The sequence below is a fragment of the Nocardia nepalensis genome (assembly GCF_048910785.1).
GTDB classification, from domain to species: Bacteria; Actinomycetota; Actinomycetes; order Mycobacteriales; family Mycobacteriaceae; genus Nocardia; species Nocardia nepalensis.
In genome coordinates, this window is sequence record NZ_JBKBET010000036.1 from 72,464 (window position 1) to 92,056 (window position 19,593).

Sequence of the window (19,593 nt, forward strand, 5' to 3'; positions counted from 1 at the left end):
GCAGTGACAGAGCGGCGTTCGCCCATCCCAGGATAGTAAGTGGGTCCAATGTGGTTTCCTTTCAATCAGTTTGGACTTGCACTTCACATCCAAACCGCGAAACCACCCGAAAAGCTAGGCTTTACGTTCACCTATTTTTAGGTGAGGAATGGATCGTCAAGTTGCTAAAGTGCGATCATGCAGGGTGTTTGCTACCCACTTCATGATCTGATTGGCAAAAAAGATTTTTTCGGGGATTCCCTCTGCGGCAGCATCATTCGATGGGCGCGCGACCCCAACGGTCCCGCGATCCAGTACGATCGTCGGTTTCTCTGAGATGGAAGATGTTGCCGGGGCCTACCTGTTCTGGTAGACAAAGAGCTGGTGCTTGGGGGCAACCGATCATCGTATCGCCGCACATCTGACAGCGGAAGACACCAGAAGGGGGGGACTCCGTGAGTCCCACACACCGTTCGAACAACAGCAGGCTCAAGCCGCAACCGTCCATCCCGACGCTGGGGACCACGTTGCGACTGATCAGAGAGGACCTGGGGCTGGCACGCTCCACAGCTCGCGACCGCCACGGCATCAGCGACTCATACCTGTTCGAGATCGAAACCGACAGGTATGTACCGAAACTCGAGACGCTCGAGGCGATCATCGCTGGCTACAAGGTCGACTCACTGCTAGCACGTCACCTGCACGAACTACGTGCTCCGGCTGAGGATCTGGCACCGGTGGACAAGCTTCGCGGGTCCGTGGCCGCCAACCTCGATTGGATAAGTCACCTCGATGACCTCGAACGACGGGGCATGTTCGCAGCATACGTGGATCCGATATGGAACGTCCTGGCCTGCAACGACTTGTTTCACTCAGCACTACCCGGCATCGAGAAGACCGACTCGATCCCAACCTGGATTTTCAGCCCCATCGCCCAACAGGTCTTTGTCGACTGGAACCGCGAGGCCGCTCACTCGGTCGCCTACAACAAGGCCATCCTCGGCATCTACCGCGACTCCCAACAAGCCCGCGACCTCATCCGCCAGCTCGGGCCCAACAAGCAATGCCGCCGCCTGTGGGCAGCGAGCCTGTCGGTGACCTACGGCCGCGACACCGACCACCTCCTGCATCACCGCGATATCACGACCGGCGAGCTCCGCTCCTACCGGATCAGCATCGCTCCGCATACCGAGGCACTGGATGTCTACCTCGTCACCGCAATCGGCAAACCGTACTCCGGACCCCCACGTCCCTAGTCGCCATGCTGCAGTCAGACACGCTAGAGCGACACGCCGTATCCGAGTATCCAACCTCGCGAATCCATCTGCTGCCGATGATCTTTCCACTGCGCTCACTGCTAGCTCTCAATGCCATGGAACCACCGGTCCAGCAACGCTGCAGTGTCGATGAGGGGCATGTCACACCGAGGCCACAACTACAAAGAAGCATCGGCTTCGGAATCGTCGCCCAAGGAATTTGCTGATGAGAGGATCATGGATTGGGCTTTCCAATGGAACGCGCGACGCCCTTGTAATGGTAAAGAAGGTACTACCAATGCCCCCTGACGCACACAGGTTCCTGTCTGCGCAGGGGCGTTCTACCCTCACCGGCCAGGCAATCGGGAGCATCGTCAAACAACTCCGCCCACTCCGCAGCGCCACCATCACCCATCAACGGCACCACCCCCCCAAACCTTCCCACCCGAAATCCCCCCAAGCCCAGACAGAAATCCTCACCCGCCTCCGAACCGGAACGACACACTAAGCCAAATGTCCTAACTCAGGCCAGGCATCCCAGTCGCGAAGCCGGCACCCGAGGCAAAATCCTCATACAGCAACAGTATTCCCGGCCAGTGACATCCCGCGCGGCTGGCGCGCATCTGGTGATCCTGCCCGCTGCCCATCCGCTCCGCTTTCGCGGTCCCCGTCCTCCTGTATGACACTCCCCTTCGATATCGATGCCGTTTTTACTCGTCAGGGTTGAGGTGGCATCGGCGTTTGCTATCCGCGTCGGGCGCGTCGTGGTGGTCAATCACGGTCAGCTCCCACACGAGACGGTAGCCCAGCGCACCGGCCCGTTGTCGGAGTCCGTCGCTGGCAACGATGTATGGCAACTGGTATGAGCCGGGCGTGGCCACACCTTTCAGGACGTTGCCGTGCTTGTCGACGCACGTGACATCTCGACCTGTCCATTCGAGGTCCAGCGCCGCCCGGAATTGCGCGGTGGGCACCAGGCAGATGAAGTGATCTTTCTGCGGTGGTGGGTTCTGGTAGACGTACGAGGTGGGCACCACGGCGGGGTCGTTGCCGGGGGCTGCGCAAGTCAATACCTCTGCGAGGCTACCCCACTCAGCAGCAGCGAAGTCGTCGCTGCTGAGTGGAAAGACATCGGGAATATCGGCATCGGTGTGGACGAGCCACGTACGGATGCGGATCAAAAATCTGTGCCGTGCACCCCGGCCGAGTAAAAGGTCCGGCCCCATCTGCGGCGACTCGCCAAGTAGTCGACCAAGACTCAGAGGCAGGTCGCGGCGATGTTCGATCTCGAAGTCACCGGCCAGAACCCACCACTGGGTGCCGTCCGACTCCGCGAAACAAAAGTTGGTGCTCTCGATACAAGGGATGCCCAGGTCGCTGTCGTAACCTTTCAGCACCTTGAGTTCGACAGGAATAGAGGCCGCGTCAGTCCGATCAATTGGCTCAACGCACAACGGAGCATCGAGGCTCACGGTGGTGTCGCAGAGTTCATCGAGGCTATCGCTGGGCAGGATCCATCGGCCGGAGCCCGATGCATGCGGAACGTAACCACCTCGCTCCCCATAAAATTCGTCAGCATACGGGTTGGTCAACGCCAGCTCGGCCAGCCAGATCTGCTTGGCCTGGTCCAAGATCTTGCTCTGCAACAATTTCGATCGCTGTCGTATGAGCTGGCGGCCGAAACCACAAACGCCATAGCGGGCGGCAACCTCACCCATCACTTGGACCGCCCTGCGCAAACTCACATCGAGCCCGGATCCCTGCAATGCGTTGAAACACATGTATGCGTGTGCGAGGTCTCCCTGGTACGTGCGAAACATCCCTTCACCGGCGGCGGTGGGGATCGCGCGTACGCGGAGTCGGGCACGATGAATCCACCGCACCTTGAACGGCGCGGCATGCTGAAAGAGGAACTCATGCAGCGCGGGTCGCGGCGAGTGCTGGCCGTGGGCCTTGTCAGCGACTTTAAGTGCGCGATACACCGCCGTGTGGAGTCGCAGGTGTGTAGGCAGGCCCTGCGTGCTGCCGTGGTGATTGTGAAAGTGCTCTCTCGCGGCGTTGGCCAACTCGATCGATGCTGATGTCGAACCAGCGCGAGCGATCGCCCCGTATAGGGCGTTCCAGACACCGCAGTAGATGTCGAGGTCGTGCTGGGCATACGCGAGGCTCAAGATGTCGACGGCTGCCTGGGGTCGTGCGAGCAGGACTGCGGTCAAGGTACGTGCGACCGAGGCAGACGCATTGCCCGGCGGCAAGGTCAGGCACCACATGAGCATTCGCGCAAGTTCGTCGAGATGGCCGGGACTCAGCGCCTTTCGGCGGGCCTGGCTATCGATCCAAAGCAGGAGCTCCGCCATTTCGCTGTCGTCTTCTTCAGCTCCCAGGGCCATAATGGCCTGCAGAGGCTGTGCCCAGTGTTGTGCACGATCTGCTCGGGTCATCGATGCCACTTCGCGATCGATGAATCCTGCACCGATCGGGTGGCCTGGGATGACAGAGTTCTGGAACGCGACAACCCAGATCGCAATAGTCCAGACACGCCGCTGGAGTAGCCTGCGGGTCGTCTTGATCGTCGATTCCCCGACTGTGCTTGGTGATCGGTTCTGCAACGATAGGATGAACGCTTCCGGCATCCCTGCTCGCCAGGTGCGGGTATTGACGGAGAGGGCGTCGTGTCCGAGGTGAGTCGGGGCGATCTCTGCTATCGCGATGGTGATCTCGTCCGGGTTGATCCACTTCTTTTGTCGATAGCGGGTGCGGGCTGTCGTCGGTGTCCATCGGTGCCCGGCGTCGAGGAGTCGCTGTGCTTGACGGAACTCCTCGATCCGCTGCAACCCGTACCGCAATCGGCCCTGGGATTCAGTGAGGACGCCTTCGTAGCACAGGAAATCGATGGCCCTGTTGATCTCAGGGCTCGAAAGGCTGGCTGCGTCTCGACGAATCGCTTCACGAGTTACGCCATGTCCGAGGTTGTCATCGAGATGGGCGAGCACTGCGCGCAGTTCACCATGGTCGTAGGGTTGCGGCGCTGAACGATCTCGTTGGTGGGCGAAGTCGGTCGACAGGACCCTGATCCATGCATCAAACAGCTCACCGACCGCCATCGGAGTCGCGCTCTGGTCGGATTCGTTCAAGCAGACTCGCGCGAACATCCTCAGCACGAGCGGTTTTCGATAGTCCGGGAGTGTCCAGGGCGCAATCACAGGAGGTAGCGCAAAATAGCGCCGCAAGACCTCCCAAGCGTGCGCAGGATCGACTCCGTTGTGGTGATAGAAGCCCCACTGGTGGGGTTGGGCAGCGACAACGGGGCCGGATTCGTGATCGTTCCTTCGGGTAGCGATTAGTGTGATCTCTGGATATGGCGACACTCGGCCGGCGAGTTCGTTCAGCCTGAACTCCCAGTGCGCGCTTGAAGCTTCGTTCACCGCGTCGACGATGATGACTGCCTGTTGTCCGGTCACGTCGGCATGCAGTCGCCACGCATCGAGAAACTCCTCACCGCTGATTCCTGAGTCGATCGACTTCGCGAGTTCGGTCAACCATGGTCCATCGGATACAGGCCAGTTGCTGCCGTCGACGAACATCGTCGGGGCACCGCAATCAATACGCGCAACAGCGGCACGGGCGGCGTGGTAGCTCTTGCCCGTGCCCCATCCACCTTCGATCAGCAGTACCCCCGACGCCTCAACCTTAAGGCGGCGCTCCACGACGCGAGCTGCGTCCTCGACCGCATACAAGCGTCGACGGGCATGCGCCAAAGCTATTCGGCGGGAACTGAGACCACTCGTCTCGGCGGCACCGCGGAGTGCGCTCTCTGCGACGGCGCAAGCGCCGAGCAGACTCGCGATCACATTCGAACACTCTCGTGCCCAATCTGGCTGCCGCGCTGGCTTCCTGCCCGTGCTGACGAAAGTTGCGAGGTCGCCGAACTGATCGTCGAACGCGTGAGCAGCGTCGCTCCAGGCGCCTCGAATCGCTGAGTCCGTTTGTCGCTGGGCGGCGTAATGCTCCGGGTCGCGAATGTCTACCGGCAACAGCTTCGGCCAGCCATACCCAACATCCTCGACGAGCGCTCTCAGTTCATCGAACTGTTCGGCCAGACCCTCACGTGACAACGCTTGTCCCAGGACGGTATCAAGCTCAGACGTGAACTCCAGAAGGCTCAGGTCTGCCACATCGTTCCGAAACAAGCCTCCCATGGCAGTACACGCTCGAGAACGGACGACAGCGTGGATCTGGCTCAGATCTCGCTGCATTGGAAGCAACGCGCGCGGAAGCCGCAAGCAATCGACAGCTAATGCCGCGAAGACGGAGCGGCCGAGGTCATCGGCTAGCTTCATCCCGTCGATAATGACCAGTTCGACTGCACGGTTCGATGAACTCGGCTGCGGCTGACACATTGTGGTGGCGAAGCTTTCGGGCCTGCGGTAGTAGAGCTCGACACCAGGAATCTCGATTTTGTCGCAGGCCTTCTTCCACTGGCCCTCTGACAGCGACTCGGCCGAGTAGAACAGGATCCGGCCGCAGGGCAGATCACCCGCAATGATCTTGCCTACATCTGATCGCAACTTCCGCGACAGTTTTTCGGAAATCGTTGTCGTGCAAGCGACCACCGTTGTCATCCAGCCAGACGGAACGAACCAGAACGCCACTGAATTCGCCGCATCGTCTAGGGCTACCCAGCTACTGTAGCCATCCATTCCCACGTCTCCGCCAGCACTGACAGGTCCGCCTGACACGACCAGCGTCGGATCGAACCGCCGTCGTGCATGCTGAACGCACAGCCGCTCGAACTCATGGTGCCGGTTCGCCGGTCGCAGGCCCCTGATCGTCGACTCGAACAACGTCCTGAGCTCGTCCGGCGTTGCCCTCAACCGTGGAACATCCCCATCCATGCCGACCGTCATACCAGGGTCCGACGACAGCCAGGCCACTACCGCGCTCATCAAGGAGCTCCGGCACCGACAACAGCGAGTGGGCTGCCGATGGGGTTCTATGTACGGAAGTCGGTGAACGCTGGGCCGTTTCGGATCAACTTCTCGAAATCCGGCGTCGGCGGCAGCGTAGGAGTTCCCGGATTCCGGTTCGGAGCCAGGCCACGCGGCACCCATGTTCATGTCGGCGCGCACGGCGTCTATTACCGGCGCATACTCTCCCGGCCTGGTCGCGCCCACCCTGCCTCGAACAGGCCAGCAATGGCCATGCAGTTCGGCGACTTTCGGCCGCTCCGACCGTCGACCACCCTGACAGATGCCACGAAATCACCAGTGCCTGCACGCCGACGGCCGGCAACGGGCCTGTTGCCGGCAGTGGCAGGGCCCGGATCAGCCGCAACAGCGTCGAGCGTGACACATCGGCAGCGAGATGGCCGGTCATACGCTGCCCGGCCCGGCCGCCCAGCGCGAGTGTCACCTTGGTTAGCAGCTCGGTCAGCAGGCTGCTGCGACGCTGATACCGTCCGGCCAGGCCTGTGATCTGCTCGGCGAAAATCTTTGCGCGGACAATCCAGTGTCAGGCATCCCTACCTTCTTTCTTGGGTTGCTCGGGCCAGTCGTAGGGTCCTGGTGCCCAGGGGTGCCGGGTGTGGCTCTCAGGCATCTGCCGTTGTTGTGGCTCAATTTGATTGGCCGCCCGGCGCCCCCATGACGACTCGGCTGCTGATTGAGAATTGCGAACCAGTCGCTGTGTAGGGATAGGACAGCGAGGTCGTCTGTGGTGCAACATATTTGGTGACCGAGGGAGACGACGACGTTGGAACGTGCATGGGCCGGAGTGGACATCGGCAAGGAGCATCATCACGCGGTGGTGATCGACACCGACGGCAACCGGCTGCTGTCGCGGCGAGTGAAGAACGACGAGACCGACCTGCTCGAGCTGATCAGTGATGTCGCTGGTCTCGCCGAGCAACTGGAGTGGGCGGTGGACATCATCACCGGTGAATCGGCGCTGCTGCTGACGCTGCTCGCGGCCCACCAACAGCAGGTCTTCTACATCTCCGGCGCCCAGGTCAACCGAGCCGCCGACGGCTACCGTGGCGCAGGAAAGACCGACGCGAAAGACGCGGCGATCATCGCCGACCAGGTCCGCATCCGACGCGATCTGACCCCGATGCGCATCGACGACGAACTCATCGTGGAGCTGGGCATGCTCGTCGCGCGCCGCCGCGATCTCGCCGGTGACCGTGTCCGGCTGGTCAACCGGCTGCATCAGCAGCTGCTCGGTATCAGCCCCGCCCTCGAACGTGCTCTGGACCTGACCAACAAGGGGCCGCTGGTACTGCTCACCGGCTACCAGACTCCCGAGGCGCTGCGCCACGCCGGAATCGCCGCGATCGAGACCTGGCTGCGTTCGCAGAAGGTCAAAAGCGCTGCCGCACTGGCGATCAAGGCTGTCACCGCCGCCACCGCCCAGCACACCACCCTGCCCGGACAACGGTTGGCCGCCGAACTGGTTGCCGACATGGCGAAGGGGGTGATCACCCTCGACGAGCAGCTCAAACACATCGACAGGCTCATCGAGGGCCGATTTCGCCGCCACCATAACGCCGAAGTCCTGCTGAGCATGCCCGGTATCGGGCCACTCATGGGCGCCACGTTCCTCGCCGCCACCGGCGGGGACATGACCGCGTTCGCCTCCGCCGACCACTTGGCCGGCTATGGCGGTGTCGCACCCGCACCCCGGGACTCCGGACGAATATCGGGCAACCTGCACCGGCCGCGGCGCTACCACCGAGGACTGCAACACATGCTCTACACCTCGGCGCTGATCAGCATCCGATACAACGAACAATCGCGAATCTTCTATGACCGCAAGAGATCCGAAGGAAAGCATCACAACCAGGCCGTCCTCGCCCTGGCCCGCCGAAGAGTCAACGTCTTGTGGGCACTGCTGCGCGACAACCGCTGCTACACACCGGCACCACCACAACCGGCCGCTACCGCTGCCTGACACCGGACACCCACAACGACGCTGAAGACTTGACATCATCATTGAGAATCGAAACCTTCTGGCCTGCAAACGGATACACACTCCCCGCCACCAATGCTCAGGTCAGTCAGCCGCCGCATATAACGGCTGTGCACTCGATCTGACACCTTGCCGCAGTCGGGACAGGCAGCCGATTCGGCCTCGCCGTGTACCTCCAGCCGGATCGTCCGGCCGCTCGATCAACTCCGTCGACGCGGACACCCGACAGATGCGGCAACAGCGACTCCAGCACCCCACGCACGACCACGAAGAGGGTCTATGGCGGAACCCGCTGTGTCCCAACGGGATCGACACGCCCAACATCATCGAAAGTGCGCCAGAGCCAGTATTCACGTTCTGTCGACAACACCCACTCAAAGTTGCCAAAAGTAGCTGGTAGTAGGAGGTTCTTGGCGTGTCACGCTAAGACACGCCGGAAGGTAGCGGCCGATGCGTCCTCCGAACGACCGGTAGGAACACTTCCGCAGCGACGGTTTCGTCGCAGTACTCGTGGCTGGATCACCATTTCCCGATCGTCGGTGGCAGTGTCGCACAACCGACGCTGGCAGGGACCGCGCACACCCGCAGTTGTGGCGCAAACGGCCAGGATCGGCTTTTATGGATGTTGGGAGAATCAGTGGACAGGGTGCGAAAGAAGTGCCCCATGTCTTCGATGTTGGACTTCTGGCTTTTCGCCGCCGTCCTCCCAGAGATTCAACCCAGGTGCGGATTGCGGGTAAGTCCTCTGCTCCGTTACAGCCAAACCCCGCCGATTACGGGACGACGTGCTGCGGATTCAGCGAGAAACGGCAGACCGCGAGTACCGAGTCCTCACAGCTTCCCGCAGGTGGGTTCGCAGCCTGGGCAAAGGTTGAAACTCTCCATCTTCAGCGGTGTGATCACCGCGGTCATGGCTGGAGCCGATCAGTGACTGAGCGGCCGTGTGCGAGTGACGATGGCCCGCAAGACATGCCGGGTCCAAGCCGGTCCCCAAGCGATCTGCAACGCGAGCCGATCACCGGGTTGTTCGAAGGGTTGTACCAAACCGTCGCTGCCCGTCCAGCACCGTCGAAAGCACTGGCGGACTTCGCGTTCCCGGCGGCCCTGGACGAGGCACCGATCCCAACCCTCTACTGTTCGGTCACGACCATCAACAACCGAGGCCGACTCGCTGCCAGATCTGCAGTAAGAGTGCTGGGTTGGGCTCCAGGGCAACCGCTTTCGATGGACGTAGAGCGCGGCGTGGTAAAGGTTCGGCGGTCGCGCGGTGGCAAGCCGCTTCAACAACGGGCGTTTCTGATACTTCCATCCGATATCCGCAACCAATGTCGGCTGTATGCGGGTGATCGGGTGTTGATAGCGGTGTCCCTCGCCGATGAGGTACTCGTGGTATATCCGCCCCGGATGTTGACGGCGGCGCTATGGGCATACTTCCCGGACCCGTGGCAGCAAGGGCGATGAAAGACGCCGAGGTGGCCGAACTGCTGCAGGTGATCTCGCGGCTGGGCTTGACGGTCGTGGGAAAGAATCTCACAGCGGCGGGTGTCGAGGTGCCGACAATCGGTGAGTTCGTTCCTCGAGTGTCGTGCGCTGCGTCAGTGTTGCAGCGGGAGAGCTACACAACTTACTGGCGAATTCTCGTGGTCGAGTGGGGGCACCGGCGTTTGAGCGAGCCGACGCCCACCGAAATCCTTCATCTGATGAATCAGCACAAGGCCAACGCCGTGGTCAGGTCGAATTGGCGTGGAGGTACAGGCGCGGCCAGGAACTTCCTGCACGCGGTGCGGTGTTTGTACCGCTTCGCCGAGATGGATAGCTTGATCGCTCCGGCGGACAACCCCGCGGCCAAGGTCCCGATGCCACCGAAGCTGGAAAGCAGCCGTCACGCTTTGACTCCAGAGCAGGTTTCCGATCTGGGGCGCGTTGCCTCTGAAACGGGCAACGACGTCGAGTTGGACGCTCTGATCGTGCGCCTGCACATCGAGACGGCATGCCGCCGTGAAGCCGCGCTCAAACTGCGTCTGGACGAGTTGAGCGCAGGCGATTGCACCGTCCTGCTGCATCACAAAGGCGGCGTGGACGCGTGGCATCCTGTGACTCCCCTGCTCATGCGCAGACTCGTCGAACATGTCGAGAACCGGGGCGGAACTTCCGCGAAAGCCAAGCACCGAGTGCTGCGAACCCGCAGTGGGAACCCGATCACCGGTCGACGCTACGACAACCTCCACGGCCGGTTCCGCCGGTATCTGCCCTGGGCTGACGCGAAAGGTGTGACCGTGCACTGGCTCCGGCATACCACCTTGACTTTCGTCGAGCGAGAGTTCGGGGAAGCGGTTGCACGCCGGTACGCGGCCCACCGAGACCCGGGCACGACTGCGACACCGATCTACACGAAGGCATCCCTGGTCGAATGCGCGCAGGCGTTGGTCGCAGTCACCGGGCAACCGCATCCACTTGCCCGTAGCGAACGCACTTCGACAGCGCTGCAGGCCCACCAAGAGAAGGGACACGAAAAAGGGGTATGGTAATGCCATGTACACGAAAAGTGTGCATAAATACCACATTTCGAGTGTCCTGGTCCCCCTCCGGACACGTACCATAACCCCAACCGTGCGGGTCGAGAGATGTCTCGACCCGCACGAGTCGTTTTGCGGGATGGTAGGTCATCTGCAGGTTGAGGTGCCGGTAGACCTCGGCTTTGTCCACTGGATCCGCCCCGGACAGCGCGTGGCGGATATCTCCTAGTTCCTTGATGAGACCGCGGATCTCCTCGCTGGTCATTCGCCGTCGCCTTGTGATCGGCCGTGAACGGGCCAGGGCTTCGGCACGGCGGGCTTGGACCTCGGCCATCCATTGCGCCACCAGATGCGGGTCTGCACCGGCCTCCAGGGCTGCCCGGTGTCGTGCCAGTATCCGGTCACAGTCTTCGATCGCCTGTGCGACGGCCGCCGCCGACGGGTCGAGGTCATGGTCGGGTTGGGACCGGTAGAGAGTATCGATGGTCTCGGCGACTCGGTCTGGGGCGAAGCATGTGCCCAGCCAATCATCGAGCGGGCCGAGTAGATCCCGTTCGGCCAGATACACGTTGCGGGGATGGACGACTTTGTTTGCCAGGGCGTACTCGTTGGGGTACCGGCATCGATAGAGCAGCATTTCCCGGCTTCGTTGGCCTTGCATCCGCCGCTGGCACAGGCCACACCGCAGCCGACCGCGAAACATATAGGTGTGATGGGTGCGGTGCCGTTCCCGCATCCCGCGGCCTGCTCCCTTCGCGGCCAAGACCTGCTGGGTGCGTTCGAATGTGTCGGTGTCGATGATCGGCTCGTGCACCAGGTGATCGGAGAAGACCCACTGGTCACGGTCGTTCCATCGCATCCGGGTCTCATGTCCCAAAGCGATGTCCTCGACATCGATGAGGATTTCGTCTTTGCGTTGTTTGTTCCACACCTGCCGCCCGGTGTAGCGAGGGTTGGACAGGATCACCCGAATCGCGCCCTTGGACCAGGCCACCCCGGGGCGGTGTCGGTTTCGTCCGGGGTCGTAGGCCGACGGCGAGGGGACATCGTCGCGGGTCAGCGCCTCCGCGATCGCGAAGATCCCTCGGCCACCGAGATATTCGGCAAAGATCCGTTGCACGACAGGTGCGGTCACCGGATCGGTTTCCAACCGATGCAACCGCTTCCCGTCGGCGGCCTTGGCCGGATTCGGATGCGGTCCCGCGTCGGCCAACCGGTACCCGAACGGAGGCCGCCCGCCCAGGAAGCGGCCCTCGACACTGGTTTGGGCGGCCATCGCCGCACGAACCCGTATCTTGATCCGGTTTCGTTCGCCCTTGCTCATACCCCCGAACACCGACATCACCAAGTCGTGCGCCTCGGAGTCCGGATCGATGGCACCGCCGACCTCGGGTACCCATAACTGCAGTCCATAGTGGGTGAGGACCGGGAAAGTCAGGCCGTACTGGTTGCCGTAGAACGCTCGCTGCGGCTCGCCGATCACCACCGCGTCGAAACCACGATCCGGGTCACGCATCGCCTCCAGCAGCCGCGTCGCTTGCGGTCGACGTTTCCATGGAATCGACCGGGACTGACCGACATCGAAGAACTCGGCCACAATCTCGCCATGCCGATCGGTCAACGCCCGCGCCCGCGCCCGCTGCCAATTCCGGGACGCCTCCGGATCCTGCTGATCCTCGGTCGACACTCGCCCGTAGAACGCGAACCTCACCACTACGCCGCCCTCGGTTCACCGCGGAACTCGCCCTGTCGCTGAGCTGGTTCCTGAGACTTGTCCCGCGCCTGCCGCTGCGCGGCGTTGTACAGCAGACGCAGCACCGCATCAGCCGCTGCCGGTCCCAACATCGGCGGATCCAATGGAGTTTGCACAACCAGCCCCTCGACACAATCCGAGTCATCGCCACGTCGTCGTCCGCTCATGACGTAATCCCCCTACTGATCACCAACGCGGCCGCCGATACCCACCGCCCAGCAGCTCGGCAGGTATCGCCGTCCTGCAACGCATCACTCATCGGCTACTCCTTCGAAGTCGATGAGGGGCGGGGACCATCGACACATTCACCGAACACACGGTCCATCCACGCTCGGTACACACGGAGTCGTCAACCCCCCATCGGAAACGGTGGGCCGATTTCCACGGCAAACGGTCCGACAAGCGGACCCGGCGGCTCAGATTCGCGCACCTCCGAAGGCTGACGATCGACATAAGCCATACAGGGCTCCTGACCTTGAGCAGATTTGCATCGCTGGTGTCCGCTCGATGGGATGCGAGTGTCAGGCTGCGTTCTGCTGCCCATTCTCTGAATTGTTCTGGCCCAATTGCCATTTGGTGACCTCAAGCGATATCGGGGCTTACTGATCGGTGAGCCTCTCACCGTCCGCGCCCTCGGCGATCCGAATCTCGATGTCCGCCTCCGGAATTCCTGCAGCCCATGCCCCGGCGCGGTCGCATTCCGACGCGACGACGGCGACTTCGTGAACGCTTCGAGAAGTCGAGTTCTTCTGGTGTGTGGGTCATTTCATCTCCTTTCACCTGTGTCAATTTCGTGTCGGCGGTGCCCAAATGCGGGTCCATGAACGCTCCCTACACCGGCCGTCGTCAAGGCGAACCCCGGATTGCGCGCGCCACCGTGCGGGGTTCCTGCGGGATGTTCGGCGCGACTCGTGTCGGGCCGTGGTGCCGCTGATTCCGCGGGCACTGTGGGATCCGGCCGCGCGTCGCGAAATGGCGGCAAACGCGCTTTCCGGGCGGCGCGACACCTGTTCCGGTCCCGGCGTCGGGTGTGCGTGTAGCCCACCACCGGGGTGCGTGGAATCCGGTCCCCGTGATCGGCGACGGCGCCTACCGCTACACCAAGGCGGTCGATCACCCGGCCATCGCGGACTATCAATCGACACCGAAATGATCTCGGCTTGAAACGTCCATCTCCCTCAACCCGACTCGCTTTACGAAAGACGCAGTACGCGGGAGAAGAGGGGCGACAATGCTCAAGCAGGAAAGTCGAGTGTTGAAGGGGAAAGCAATTGCTTCGCTGACCTGTGCGGCCGAAGCATTCAACTCGCCACACAATGTCGGCCGGGCGACTCGTGTACTGCTGCACCTGCAACATGGCTTCGAGATGCTGCTCAAGGCGGCACTCGTCCAGACCCGCGAGAAGAACGTCTTCGACCGAGAAACCGGCCGCTCGATCGGGTTCGAGAAGTGCGTCCGATTGGCCCAGACAGCACCATCAAACTGGAGGAGACCGACGCAGGCACACTCCGGGCGATAGATGCAATGCGCGACGACGAACAGCACTGGTTCAACATCGTTGCGGAACAGATCCTCTACCTGCATGCGCGCGCGGGAGTGACGCTGTTCGACGACATCCTCTATCGAGTGTTTTCCGAGCGGCTGGCTACCTATCTGCCCACCCGGGTGCTGCCGGTGTCGGTCGCCCCTCCTCGTGACCTGGCCGTCGTGCTCGACGAGGAGTACAGCCAGATCAAAGCCCTTCTGCAGCCACGGCGCCGGGCAGGCCACGAAGCGAGAGCCCGCATCAGGACATTGCTGGCGATGGAAGCCCACGTCGAACCCGACACAGCCGTGTCCAGTAAGGACGTCGACCGGGTCGAGGCCGGCGTCCGCGGCGGCGATTCCCGCGAACACGTGTTTCCGCGGCTTACCGATATCTCGACGACCATCGACGGTGAAGGTCTGATGCTCACCGTGCACTTCACCAAGAAGCAGGGTGCCCCAGTTCGATACGTCGCTGACGACTCGGTGCCCGCCGCAGCTATTCGCGAAGTGGACCTTCTGAAGAAGTACCATCGCGCCCCGGCCGAGCTCGCGGCGGCGGTCGGACTCAGCCTGCCGCTCAGCACGGCCCTGCGCCGACACCTCGGGCTCGACGAGGACGGGCCCTACAGCCACCCCTTCGAACTGGGGTCGATGAAGCAACGGCGGTACTCCGACAACGCCTTCAACACGATGCGGGAGGCGATCGCGACCCTCGACATGGATGCCGTCTGGCAGGGACACAAACCGGCAGGATGCTCCAAAAGTCCAGTACCGTGCTCGGTTCAAGGCTGCTGTGCCAGCTGAACGGCGCTGTGCTGCACCAGTCGGAGTTCGCGAACTCCAGGATTCAGTAACCATCACTGCACCTCGACCACGTCGAAGTTCTCGTCGGGATTCTCGACAGAAGCGAGTAACTCCGGAGAAGTGGTGATCAGAGCGTTTTCGGTGGGTGAGGCCAGCGATCCGAAGACGGCGCGGTCGGTGCCCCCGACGGCGAGCAGACCGCTGCCACGCGCCGCGGAGAGCAGGAACTGTTGTTCGCCGTCGGAGAGGTGGAAGGCGGCGGCGACCTCGTCGATGGCCTGGGGTGCCTGACGCAGCAGGATCTGTGTCGCGGCGTTGGAAACGATCGCGCGCCCCAGCTCCGTGGAGAGCACATCGGTGCAGTCCTGGGTGGCGACGGTGAGACCGGCCCAGTGTTTGCGGAAACTCTTCGCGGCCAGGAATAAGAACTGCGCTCCGGCGGGTTGGCGCATGATCAGCCACGCCTCATCCACCGTGACCATCCGGGGCCGCCGGTTCGCCGGACTCGACACCCGCCGCCATGTCGCATCCAACACCAGCAGGGTGCCGATCGTCTTGAGCTCCTCGGGCAGTTCCCGTAGCGAGAACACCACCAGCCCGCCATCGGGGTCGGTGGTGGTCGGCCCGTCCAACAACCCGGCGTAGGCTCCGCCGTCGACGAAGGGATGCAGTCCGGCGGCCAGTTCCCCGGCTGCGGGTGTGGCGAGGCGGGTGAGTTGTTCGCGTAATCCGCTCAGTGTCGGTGCTGGCCGGGTCCAGGTGGCGGAGTCGTCGGTGATACCGGCGGCAGCGTAGGTGCCTGCCAGGGCGGTGTCGAGTGCGGCTCGCTGTGCGGGTGTCTGCTCACCGAGCAGGACCTGGATGAGGGTGTGCAGGAACAGTTTCCGTCGTGTCAGGGCATCGGCGGGAGCGCTGCGGCGGCCATCGCGGCGGGTGTGGATTTCCAGATCGAACGGGTTGAGTCGCTCGCCCGGGGCGCCGAGGCGGATGTGGGTGCCGCCGACCGCTTCGGCCAGGCGCCGGTATTCGTCCTCGGGGTCGATGACGACCTGCTCGATACCGCGATAGAGCGAGCGCAGGATCTCAGTCTTGACCAGATACGACTTCCCGGCACCGCTGCGGCCGAGAACGACCATGTTGTGGTTGTGTGCTTCGGGGGCGAACCGGTCCACGAACAGCAGCCCGGAGGCGGCGTCGCGGCCGTAGAGCACCCCCTCGGGGCGTGCGGCTTGGACCGGGTCGGCGGCGGGGGGCAGTTGTGGGGAGTCGAACGGGAACGCGGCGGCGAGGGCGGCGGTGTCGAAGGTGCGCCGCACCCGGATCAGGTCCAGTCCGAGGGGCAGGGTGGTGGCCCAGGCTTGGGCGGCGCGGTAGGCGAGGGTGCAGGTGTCGATGAGCAGGCTCGCCGCCAACGCCCGCACAGCGGCGACCTCGTCGGCCAGCTCAGCTTCGGTGTCGGCGTGCACGGTGAGATACACCCCGGCACGGAACAGCCGTGCCTCGGCCCGCGCGACGCGCGCCGACAACTCGGCGGCGTCTTCGACCGCGACGTCGATCTGCGGGTCGGAGAGTCGGCCTCGGCTCGCGTCGTGCATCCGGGAGGATTCCAGTCGCGCGAGTTGGTGGCGTAGCCGGGTGGCGGCGGTGACCGGGTCGACGGGATCGATATGCACGGCGACCTCGACCCGTCCAGGATGGGTCAACAGCGGCGCGAGCCATCCGGCGGTGACTTCTCGCGGATATCCGGTGACCGCGACAGTCGCCGCCCAATCGGACCCGATCTCGAGGTGGCGGGTGCCGATCGTCAGCGACTCCGGCGCGAACCCGGTGTCGAGCGCAAACGGGTCGGCGCGGCCAGAGTCGGTGTCGGTGGATCCGGCGGCGGTGATGATGGCCTCACGGGATGCGGCATCGGCGGCGGCTGACACCAGTCCCTCGGGATTGCAGCAGGCGCTCAGGACGGCGGTGGCTTGCATGTCATCGAGGGCGGTGATCGTAATCCCCAGCGGGGCGAGGGTGTCGGCGGCCTCGCTCATGCGGCGCAGGAGCCGCGACTCGGCGCCACGGCACGCGGCGGCCGACAAGCCGCGGCGAGCCCGGCCCCGCCCCAGCAGCCGCCGTCCGGGTGAGGTCGCGGCGGCGGGATTGTCGAGGGATTCTCTCCAGATCAACAGGACCTGGCGACCGGTCAGGTGCTCCCCGGCCGCCAACTCGCTCAGATGCGCGGCGTGGTCGTGGGCGGCGGCAGCCAGGTCCGGAGACGTGTCGAATGCGGCGGTGTGCAGGCCCGCGAGGTGTGCGGACAGGTCAAGGCGTGCCGAGCGGATGAGGATCTGCACGGGTTGGCGCAGGGTGTGCAGCCAGCCCGCGAGTTGCCCGACGAGGCTGTCCTGCTCGGCCGGGGTGCGTAACGCGAGGTTCAGGGTGCCCGCGACCGCGACTACGGCCAGCCCATCGGCCCCGAGGTCGATGACCCCGACACCACCGCCGCCCGGTGTGACCGACGCCGGTAACCGCAACTCCTCGGGTGACAACGCCGCCGCAACCGGCGGGCGAGGCCGGACTGGCATAGCGCGGTCAGTGATCCACGTCGGCGCCGCGAGCACAGCCCCCTCGGGTGAGGTCACGAGGTGCCGCGAACGAAACCGGTGCCGGATCGCGGCTAACAGCAGCAGGTCGGCCGGGAGCCCGTCGCGTCGGGTGAGGATCGCGACGGTGACCACGGCGGCGATCGGTGCGGCGGCGGCGAGGAACACCAGCGGCGCGATCACCGCCCGGGTCGCGATCCACACCGAGTACAGCCCGAGTGCGGTGGTGGCGAGGATGGCGAGTTGTCGGGCGATGAACGGTCCGATCAACCTGTCGCTGCGTTCGACATCGGCGGGGATGCGCACGATTGTCGTCATAGAAGTTTGCCTCCTCGGGGAGCGCGGGACCTGCGGCGGCGGACGGGGAGATCTGGGAGCGGCAGATGCAGCTGCCGTCCCGGCGACGGCGTCGGCGCGGGTGGGGGTGGTTGGGGTGGTGTGGGCGGTGGTGGCGCGGGCCGGATGCGGGTCACCGGGATCGGCAGCGGGTACTGGCCGCCGCGCAACGGCCGGATCCGGTCGTAGGGATCCGCCCGTGCGGGCGTCTCGAAATCGAACGCGAGCTGTTGGGGTCGGCGGCCTCGCGGTGCCGTGGCGTGCGCTGGTGGTCGTGGAGGTTCGGCCGCTGCGGTGGGCCGGACCCTGGTCACCGGGATCGGCAGCGGGTACTGGCCGCCGCGTCCGGGACGGATCCCCCGGTAGGGGTCCGGCGGATCGAAGTCGAACGCGAGTTGCCGACCACGCGAGGAGCGCCTCGGCGCGGGGTTGGGTGTCGCGGTAGTGGGTTGTCCGGCTGCTGGGGAAGGGTGCCGCCGGACTCGGTGCACGCCCTCCAGTGGCAGCATCAGCTGCCCGTCGCGGGTGGCGCGCACCCGCGCGTACGGGTCGGGCGGCCCGGTCGCGGCGGTGCGCGGCCCGCGCTGCCGTAGTTGGGCGGGTGTGGCCGAACCGGCGCGCCCGGTGTTGGCGCCTTTGAGTAGGCCGAAGGTTTTGTAGACGACGTAGCTGCGCACCATCGAGCCGACGAGGGTGCGGCCCTGGCCGATCCGCATCACCGACAGCAGCCAGAACGGCGTCTTGATCAACACACCCATCAACGCGAGCGCCACGATCAGATCCACGATCCCGTTCGCGTTAGGGCCGAAGAAGTTCCACCCGCCCGGGGTGAGAAACACCCGCAGCACCGTCACCAGTACCAGTGACTGCACCACCTGAATCGCCAGGCACGCGGCGAACGATCGCCACCACCAGCGCGCCACCGCCTCAAGGCCGGGCAGGGCGTGACACATCAACGCCAGCGGCGCGCAGACCATCAGGATGACGGTGACCGCGACGCGCACCACGTAGGAGATCAGCAGCACGACCAGCATCACCACCAGCGCGACCAGCAGCAGGATCGTGAAGGTCCCGGGAGCGGTGCCGCCGGTCGGCGCCAGCTGGGTCAACGCGGCGGCGGCGGAGTCGGAGTCGACACCATCACCGGCGAGGGATTGGGCGAGGGCGTTGGCGAACCCGATCGCCAAGGTGGCGATCACCATGCTCATCGCCCCGGCGATGAACCCGACCACCAGCCGTGCCGTCAGCTCCCGCCACGACCACCGTGTCTGCAGGGTTTCGCGCACCATCAGCAGCACCCCGGCCGCGGTCACCACCAGCCCGTACATTGCGAGGACCAGCTGCCACGACTGAGTCCACAACGCGCCGACCTGGGGTAGGTCGCCCGGTTCGGGCGTGGTGAGCAGGGTGTACGACACCAATTTGAGCAGCGGGTTGAGCGCGGAGTCGACAAGCCGCTGGAAGAACCCGTCGATCGCTTTCGCCACACACCCGGAGATGTTGCTCACCCCGCACTCGGTGGCCCCCGGCCCCGACCCCGGCGAGCCCGGGGCGGGGACCGTCGAATCGGGAACACCCGGGGTGGGCGAGGCCGGGCTGGTGGTGGGTGGCGGCGTGATCCAGCGCGACGGCGGCATCGCCGAGGTCGGAGCCGGTGTCGTGGTGGTGGGTGCGGGTGTCGCCGGAGCCGACGGCACCGGCACGGGCGGCATCGATGGTGGTGGTTGCGCGGCGGCACTCATCACACCGGTGAGGGTGATCAGTACCGCGGCGAGCACCACCGCCACCGTGGCCGCGGCGGCCTGCAGGGTGCGTTGTGCCCGCCGCAGCGAAGCGAGGGTGGGCCGGGCGGGACTCGGGGCGCTCAC

12 protein-coding genes are annotated in these 19,593 nt (G+C 64.1%); 7 read left to right on the plus strand and 5 right to left on the minus strand.

Going from position 1 to position 19,593, the window contains the following annotated elements:
* Nucleotides 1-434 precede the first annotated feature (434 nt).
* The gene (locus ACHQ4I_RS30135) at nt 435-1,235 is read left to right on the plus strand and encodes a helix-turn-helix domain-containing protein (protein ID WP_420775266.1); all 801 of its coding nucleotides are present in this window, start codon (nt 435-437) and stop codon (nt 1,233-1,235) included.
* Nucleotides 1,236-1,945: 710 nt separating this feature from the next.
* Here ACHQ4I_RS30135 and ACHQ4I_RS30140 read toward each other — a convergent pair.
* Nucleotides 1,946-6,181 carry an NACHT domain-containing protein gene (locus ACHQ4I_RS30140; RefSeq protein WP_420775267.1) on the minus strand — a complete coding sequence of 1,412 codons (4,236 nt, stop codon included), beginning with the start codon at nt 6,179-6,181 and terminating at the stop codon, nt 1,946-1,948.
* A 39-nt stretch (nt 6,182-6,220) separates the two neighbouring features.
* Here ACHQ4I_RS30140 and ACHQ4I_RS30145 point away from each other — a divergent pair, with 39 nt between their 5' ends.
* Nucleotides 6,221-6,709 (plus strand): DUF4236 domain-containing protein, encoded by a 489-nt coding sequence (locus ACHQ4I_RS30145; protein WP_420775268.1) that lies wholly within the window; start codon nt 6,221-6,223, stop codon nt 6,707-6,709.
* 277 nt (nt 6,710-6,986) lie between these two features.
* A complete protein-coding gene (locus ACHQ4I_RS30150) occupies nt 6,987-8,183 on the plus strand; it encodes an IS110 family RNA-guided transposase (RefSeq protein ID WP_420775269.1) in 1,197 nt (398 codons plus the stop codon).
* 38 nt (nt 8,184-8,221) lie between these two features.
* On the opposite strand, the gene ACHQ4I_RS30155 is transcribed toward ACHQ4I_RS30150, so the two are convergent.
* On the minus strand, nt 8,222-8,386 hold the full coding sequence (locus ACHQ4I_RS30155; RefSeq protein ID WP_420775538.1) for a transposase family protein: 165 nt from the start codon (nt 8,384-8,386) through the stop codon (nt 8,222-8,224).
* A 1,272-nt stretch (nt 8,387-9,658) separates the two neighbouring features.
* Here ACHQ4I_RS30155 and ACHQ4I_RS30160 point away from each other — a divergent pair.
* Complete coding sequence (locus ACHQ4I_RS30160; RefSeq protein ID WP_420775270.1) at nt 9,659-10,729, plus strand: tyrosine-type recombinase/integrase; 1,071 nt, start codon at nt 9,659-9,661, stop codon at nt 10,727-10,729.
* Here ACHQ4I_RS30160 and ACHQ4I_RS30165 read toward each other — a convergent pair.
* Nucleotides 10,635-12,431, minus strand: coding sequence for a recombinase family protein (locus tag ACHQ4I_RS30165; protein WP_420775271.1), 1,797 nt, complete (start codon nt 12,429-12,431; stop codon nt 10,635-10,637). The two genes, ACHQ4I_RS30160 and ACHQ4I_RS30165, sit on opposite strands and share 95 nt — an antisense overlap.
* A 1,069-nt stretch (nt 12,432-13,500) precedes the next feature.
* On the opposite strand from ACHQ4I_RS30165, the gene ACHQ4I_RS30170 reads away from it, so the two are divergent.
* From ACHQ4I_RS30170 to ACHQ4I_RS30180, 3 genes are all read left to right on the plus strand, one after another.
* Nucleotides 13,501-13,623: a hypothetical protein gene (locus tag ACHQ4I_RS30170; protein WP_420775272.1), complete on the plus strand. Its 123-nt coding sequence runs from the start codon at nt 13,501-13,503 to the stop codon at nt 13,621-13,623.
* A 78-nt stretch (nt 13,624-13,701) separates the two neighbouring features.
* Nucleotides 13,702-13,989: a hypothetical protein gene (locus tag ACHQ4I_RS30175; RefSeq protein WP_420775273.1), complete on the plus strand. Its 288-nt coding sequence runs from the start codon at nt 13,702-13,704 to the stop codon at nt 13,987-13,989.
* A 5-nt stretch (nt 13,990-13,994) separates the two neighbouring features.
* Nucleotides 13,995-14,801 carry a hypothetical protein gene (locus tag ACHQ4I_RS30180; RefSeq protein WP_420775274.1) on the plus strand — a complete coding sequence of 269 codons (807 nt, stop codon included), beginning with the start codon at nt 13,995-13,997 and terminating at the stop codon, nt 14,799-14,801.
* Between the two features lie 53 nt (nt 14,802-14,854).
* Here the strand turns inward: ACHQ4I_RS30180 and ACHQ4I_RS30185 are convergent, their stop codons facing one another.
* Both ACHQ4I_RS30185 and ACHQ4I_RS30190 read right to left on the minus strand, forming a co-directional pair.
* The gene (locus tag ACHQ4I_RS30185) at nt 14,855-17,707 is read right to left on the minus strand and encodes a TraG/VirB4 family ATPase (protein WP_420775275.1); all 2,853 of its coding nucleotides are present in this window, start codon (nt 17,705-17,707) and stop codon (nt 14,855-14,857) included.
* A complete protein-coding gene (locus ACHQ4I_RS30190) occupies nt 17,704-19,593 on the minus strand; it encodes a TrbL/VirB6 family protein (protein ID WP_420775276.1) in 1,890 nt (629 codons plus the stop codon). Before ACHQ4I_RS30190 ends, ACHQ4I_RS30185 begins: the two co-directional genes overlap by 4 nt.

Bases quoted from the DNA above. Each gene is read 5' to 3' on its own strand.
- ACHQ4I_RS30180 (WP_420775274.1), top strand. From the start codon at position 13,995: ATGCGCGACGACGAACAGCACTGGTTCAACATCGTTGCGGAACAGATC.
- ACHQ4I_RS30160 (WP_420775270.1), top strand. From the start codon at position 9,659: ATGAAAGACGCCGAGGTGGCCGAACTGCTGCAGGTGATCTCGCGGCTG.
- ACHQ4I_RS30145 (WP_420775268.1), top strand. From the start codon at position 6,221: ATGGGGTTCTATGTACGGAAGTCGGTGAACGCTGGGCCGTTTCGGATC.
- ACHQ4I_RS30140 (WP_420775267.1), bottom strand. From the start codon at position 6,181: ATGAGCGCGGTAGTGGCCTGGCTGTCGTCGGACCCTGGTATGACGGTC.
- ACHQ4I_RS30185 (WP_420775275.1), bottom strand. From the start codon at position 17,707: ATGACGACAATCGTGCGCATCCCCGCCGATGTCGAACGCAGCGACAGG.
- ACHQ4I_RS30175 (WP_420775273.1), top strand. From the start codon at position 13,702: ATGCTCAAGCAGGAAAGTCGAGTGTTGAAGGGGAAAGCAATTGCTTCG.